The organism is uncultured Porphyromonas sp. (genome assembly GCF_934359325.1).
GTDB lineage: Bacteria > Bacteroidota > Bacteroidia > Bacteroidales > Porphyromonadaceae > Porphyromonas_A.
The window spans coordinates 1-4,686 of record NZ_CAKRLH010000125.1 but is presented as its reverse complement, the minus strand read 5'-3'; the positions used below and the strand labels follow the sequence as shown (position 1 = coordinate 4,686).

The 4,686-nt window shown below is 62.2% G+C and carries 5 protein-coding genes and 1 pseudogene; 1 reads left to right on the top strand and 5 read right to left on the bottom strand.

The genetic code is table 11. From position 1 onward, the window contains the following. Positions 1-304: 304 nt before the first annotated feature. Complete coding sequence (locus tag Q0F21_RS05415) at positions 305-529, top strand: DUF2188 domain-containing protein (protein ID WP_297238107.1); 225 nt, start codon at positions 305-307, stop codon at positions 527-529. Positions 530-645: 116 nt separating this feature from the next. Here the strand turns inward: Q0F21_RS05415 and Q0F21_RS05410 are convergent, their stop codons facing one another. The 5 genes and pseudogenes from Q0F21_RS05410 to Q0F21_RS05390 form a co-directional block, all read right to left on the bottom strand. Further along, positions 646-1,428, bottom strand: a complete 783-nt coding sequence (locus Q0F21_RS05410) for a glycosyltransferase (RefSeq protein WP_297238105.1) — start codon at positions 1,426-1,428, stop codon at positions 646-648. Beyond that, positions 1,425-2,297 (bottom strand): glycosyltransferase family A protein, encoded by an 873-nt coding sequence (locus Q0F21_RS05405; RefSeq protein WP_297238103.1) that lies wholly within the window; start codon positions 2,295-2,297, stop codon positions 1,425-1,427. Before Q0F21_RS05405 ends, Q0F21_RS05410 begins: the two co-directional genes overlap by 4 nt. A 6-nt stretch (positions 2,298-2,303) precedes the next feature. After that, complete coding sequence (locus Q0F21_RS05400) at positions 2,304-3,281, bottom strand: glycosyltransferase (RefSeq protein ID WP_297238102.1); 978 nt, start codon at positions 3,279-3,281, stop codon at positions 2,304-2,306. Next, complete coding sequence (locus tag Q0F21_RS05395) at positions 3,278-4,339, bottom strand: polysaccharide pyruvyl transferase family protein (protein WP_297238100.1); 1,062 nt, start codon at positions 4,337-4,339, stop codon at positions 3,278-3,280. The genes Q0F21_RS05400 and Q0F21_RS05395 overlap by 4 nt, the downstream gene beginning before the upstream one ends. Before the next feature lie 5 nt (positions 4,340-4,344). Further along, a pseudogene (locus Q0F21_RS05390) lies at positions 4,345-4,686 on the bottom strand (hypothetical protein); the annotation flags it as partial.

Below are 4,686 nucleotides of genomic sequence, written 5' to 3'. Positions count from 1 at the left end.
CTCCACAACCGTCTCACCTCCCCCACCACGGTGACCCTCCGCGATGCCACCCGCGACCAAGAGCAGCAGGTAACCCTCGCCCCCGGCACGCCCCTCACCCTGCACCTGTAATCCTTTTCCTACCCTTCAATTCTTTTACCGGTAATAGATTTATCTTTTACCGGTATTAGTATAACCTATTACCGGTATTAGTGAAATCTAATACCGGTAATAATTTGCGCCCTATTTCTGAGAGGGTTAGGTCGTATGGGAGGATATGGCTAGATTTGTCATACCCACTCACTTTATATCAAATACTACTACTATGGACGAGAGAAAAGATCTGCATGTGACCCACCGTAAGGCGGATGGTCAGTGGCAAGTCCTCAGCGAGGGCAACCCCAAGGCACTTCACCTGTGCGCCACCCAGGAGGAGGCTATCCAGGCTGCGCGTAAGACCGCCATCGATCGAGGCACGTCGGTCGTCATCCACGGCATGGACGGCAAGATCCGCGAGGTCTACTCCTACGACGATAGGAAAAAGAAGTAAAGTCTCCGACAGTTAGGCGGACGGCTCGTCAGGGTCGTCCCCTTTGTCCCGGGTCATTGGCGCTACGCCCATTGAGCCGGAAGGGGTGTGGATACCCTTCTCTTGCGAGACAAATGTCAGTCAGTAGTGGAGCGGCGTGTCTTGTCGCCCCAGAGGAGGCGACGGAGCGACTGGACCGGGCGACTATTGAGTAGCCGCTCACTTCGCTCCTGTCCGATCAGGCGATAGAGTACCCGCTTGATACGGAAGATCGTTCCGAGGTGGCGTGCATAGGGGTCGTCGCTCTGCCAGGTGGCGGCGTAGTGGTGGATCGTTCGGCTGCGGGGCGTGAGCGTCACACGGTGGCTGACGAAGTCCATGGTGTAGAAGTAGTCTGCGGGGTAGACCGTCACGTCTCCCACCCGCTGGAGCCGGTCTTGGAGCCGAAGCCCTTTCTCCTGCAGCGTCGTGGTGAGTAACTGCGGATTGGGCGTGAGGTCGAGTGTCCCATCGGACAGACGGAAGTGACGGTTCTCATAGTGGTTGAGCAGCTCTTGGATAAAGGGGTGGTGTGGCTCGGCGGCGATGATCCCCGCCAGCACGTGCAGCCCCACCTCCTCGCCCAGTCCGACGAAGGCGGTGTCGTCCAGTAGGTCGTCTATGGAGCGGATCACATCCATGTCGGTGTCGAGGTAGATCCCGCCCTCTCGCTCGAGGGCGTAGAGGCGTGCCACGTCGGAGACAAAGGCGTACTTCCCCGCCTCGTAAGCCTCCCGGGTGTAGTCGAGCCGGTCGATGTCGAAGGTCTTCTCCGTCCACGCCCTCAGCTCATAGCCGGGGAGCTTCGCCCGCCAGCTCTCCACCATGGGGGGCAGAGGATTGGGGCCAAACCAGCAGTAGTGTATGATCTTGGGTATCATCGTGGGGCGTATCTCCGCTGATCTTTTTTCCTAAAGTATCGACCGATGGGACGGAGCAGCGTCCAAGTGCGCGGCATCCTCGGTCGCTCTGCCGGCGGGATCAGGTCGTAGTAGCGCCAGACGCTGATGATCGACCGCAGGCGGGTCCTGAGCGGCACCTCCCGATCCTGAGCCAGCTCGAGGTGGTAGGTGAGGGCGGATCGGGGCGAGTGGTAGAGGAGGCTCATATACTTTGCGCTAAGGCCGTCGTCGCGGTACTCGCAGAGGTAGATGACCCGATTGAGGAAGCGAAAGCGGTACTGCCGGTCGAGGCGGTTCCAGACCAGCGCCTCGGTGCAGAAGCGCTCGCCCTCCAGCTCGGGGAAGGGGTACCTCCGCAGGTAGTCGGTCCTGAAGACCTCCGCCATATCCTGCATCATCCCCCGCCGGTGACGGATCGTCCTCAGGTGGTCGTCGAAGATTTCTTCTCCGAGGTCTCCCGAGGGGGTGCCGTCGAGGGCTCCCCGCAGCCCCACCAGCCCGGCAAAGGTGGGGTCATCGCTGATCCGCTTCGTCTCTCTCAGGATCGTCTCCACCGCGTCCGACGGCAGCCGATCATCGCTGTCGACGATGAAGAAGAAGTCGCCGATTGCCTCCTTTACCCCACTATTGATCGCCCGGTGCTTGCCGCCATTAGGCTGACGGTGGTAGTGGATGGGGAAGGGGTTGGACGCCCGAATCCAGCCCTCTACGAGCGACCTCGTGTCGTCTGTGGAGCCGTCATCGACGATGATCCACTCGAGGTCGTGACAGCTCTGCTCCCTCAGGCTCTCGTAAAGCTTGGGGAGGATGTAGGCGCGGTTGTAGGTGGGGGTAAAAATCGTCAGCATAAGCGGTCAGCGGATCTTTCGCTTGATGCTCCAGAGCAGGTCGGAGAGCCGGTAGGAGCTGCGGGCGTAGTCCATCAGCCGGAAGGCGATGCGCCGCGCTCCCTGCTCGGAAGGGTAGCGGTACCGGAAGCGGCTCATGATCTCCGCAAAAGCCTTTTCTTCCCCGGCACGGGCGATCTTATTCATCGCCATATCGGCGAGGATATCGTCGTACCACGGAGCCAGCAGGGCGGCGTAGTCTTCGCCTTTGCCACCATAGGGATAAGTCTCGTCAATCCAACTGAGCAGCCGGCAGGCCGCATTCAGCTCCTTGGAGGCCTTAGGTCCCTGCGTGATCGCCCCGGGTCGCTCCCGCCGGTAGTTGTACACCACGGCACCACCGTAGTAGCCGATGCGTCGGCAGTGGGGCATCGCAGAGATGAAGAAGGCGACATCCTCCCCCGGCTGTATCGGGATGAAAGTGAGCCGGCCCCGCTCCACCACCGACCGATGCATGATGAAGGACCAGGAGGTGGCGTAGCTGCGGTGCCGGTGGATCAGTTCGCGCCCGGTGACGATCCGCTCCCCGAGGGCGGAGAAGTCGATATTGGGTCGGGTGGTGCCGTCGGGGTAGCGGTCTGCCCAGTCGAGGAGGCAGAGGTCGAGCCGTCGAGCTTCCGCATCAGCGAGCAGCCCCGGCAGCACGCCCTCCTCGAGCCAGTCGTCCGAGTCTACATGGAGGAGGTACTCTCCTGAGGCGAGGGCGAGGGCAACGTTTCGGGCAGAACTGAGCCCGCCATTCTCCTTATGGTGATAGATGAAGTGTGGCTCCCGCACCGCATACGCCCGAGCGATCTCTCCCGACTCGTCCGTGCTTCCGTCGTCGACGAGGATCACCTCGTAGCTCCCGACATCCAGTCCCTGAGCGAGGAGCGAGTCGAGGCACTGCCGCAGGTAGGGCGCGACGTTATAGATCGGGACCAGTATGGAGAGCTTTCTTGTCATCGCTGCACCACCTCTGCCAGATAGTCGAGGGAGAGGTGCCTCTGCTCCTCAAGCTGCTGCCGGACCGCCTCGTAGTCGGGGCTGAAGGAGAGGAGCGGAGCCCCCTCGCCAAGACAGCCGGTGAGGTCGAAGTCCTCCAGTAGACCGGTCACCTTGATCCGATTGAAGTCTGTCGGGAAGACCGTCATCGGCACCTCCGCCAGCAGTCCCAGCACCGTGCCGTGGAAGGTATTGGTCACCACCCCGGCGGCGTGGGCGAAGTAGCCGATGAGCGTCTCCGGCTCCAGCGCGAGGTTGCGATTGGCCCAGGGGTGGTAAAAGCCGATGGAGACGATCTCCAGCCCCTCGCGTGCGGCGTAGTTCTCGATCTGCCGGACGACGACGGGGTCCTCCCGCCGATAGTCGTAGCCGTAGACGAGGAGGTAAGGCCGTGCCGGCGCCGGTGGGGCGATCTGTCGCTCGGCGTCAAAGCCGTCCAGCAGCACCGGGTCAAGCGTCCGGATGGGTCGACGCCCCGTCAGCTCCTCCACGATGTCGGCGGAGTTGGCATCCCGCACCGATATGTGATCCATCGCCGAGAGTGCCGCCCGGACCATCGGGAGACAGTGCCGATCAGCGATCTCAGTCATAGTGGTGGAGCCAAAGGAGGCGGCGTAGGTCGACACCCGGTCGGAAGGGACTCCGAAGCCCCATCTTGCGGGAGTGATCCCGGCATGGAGGGTAAAGACCTCATCGCTACCGATCAGCACCCCCTCGAGGTCGCGGTAGTCGGCGATCCGTCCCCCGCGCAGCCCTTTGTCTCGGACAAATCGGCGGAGGACCGTTCGCTTGCGCTGGGCAAAGAGGAAGCGGTCACCCCTCCAGAGCCACTCCTCGGGGCGGTCTATCGAGATGCCACCGGCATTGGACCCCTCCTGAGGGGCGAAGTCGTGATTTTCCTCATACCCCAGAGCCCTTGCCTCGATGCCGAAGTGGCGGCGGAGGACCCGCGTGAGTCCGTAGAGCTGGAGCACGGTGCCGTAATTGGTGACGTCGTCAAAGGTGATGATCCCGTACATAAGCGTTATGATAAAAGTGTCTCCTCGGGTGGCCGACGCCGTGAGGGGGTGGTGAGGATCGGCGTGGCGGGGAAGCCGATCGGGACGATGGCGATGAGTGCCTCCGACTCGCGGCAGCCGGCGAGGCTGAGGATCCTCGCTTCGTCCCGAGGGAGGAGCGAGGCATTGCCGGCGCAGGCGCCCACGCCGTGGTAGTGGAGGGCGTAGAGGAGATTCATCAGGTAGATCCCCCCGTCGATGTAGGGCTGCTGCCGATCCATCCCCTCCATATAGGTAAAGGTGAGGTCGGCGGTGACGAGCAGCAGCTGCCTGATCCCCTCGCTCTCGCTGCGGAAGCCGCCCTGCAG

Bases quoted from the DNA above. Each gene is read 5' to 3' on its own strand.
- Q0F21_RS05415 (WP_297238107.1), top strand. From the start codon at position 305: ATGGACGAGAGAAAAGATCTGCATGTGACCCACCGTAAGGCGGATGGT.
- Q0F21_RS05410 (WP_297238105.1), bottom strand. From the start codon at position 1,428: ATGATACCCAAGATCATACACTACTGCTGGTTTGGCCCCAATCCTCTG.
- Q0F21_RS05405 (WP_297238103.1), bottom strand. From the start codon at position 2,297: ATGCTGACGATTTTTACCCCCACCTACAACCGCGCCTACATCCTCCCC.
- Q0F21_RS05400 (WP_297238102.1), bottom strand. From the start codon at position 3,281: ATGACAAGAAAGCTCTCCATACTGGTCCCGATCTATAACGTCGCGCCC.
- Q0F21_RS05395 (WP_297238100.1), bottom strand. From the start codon at position 4,339: ATGTACGGGATCATCACCTTTGACGACGTCACCAATTACGGCACCGTG.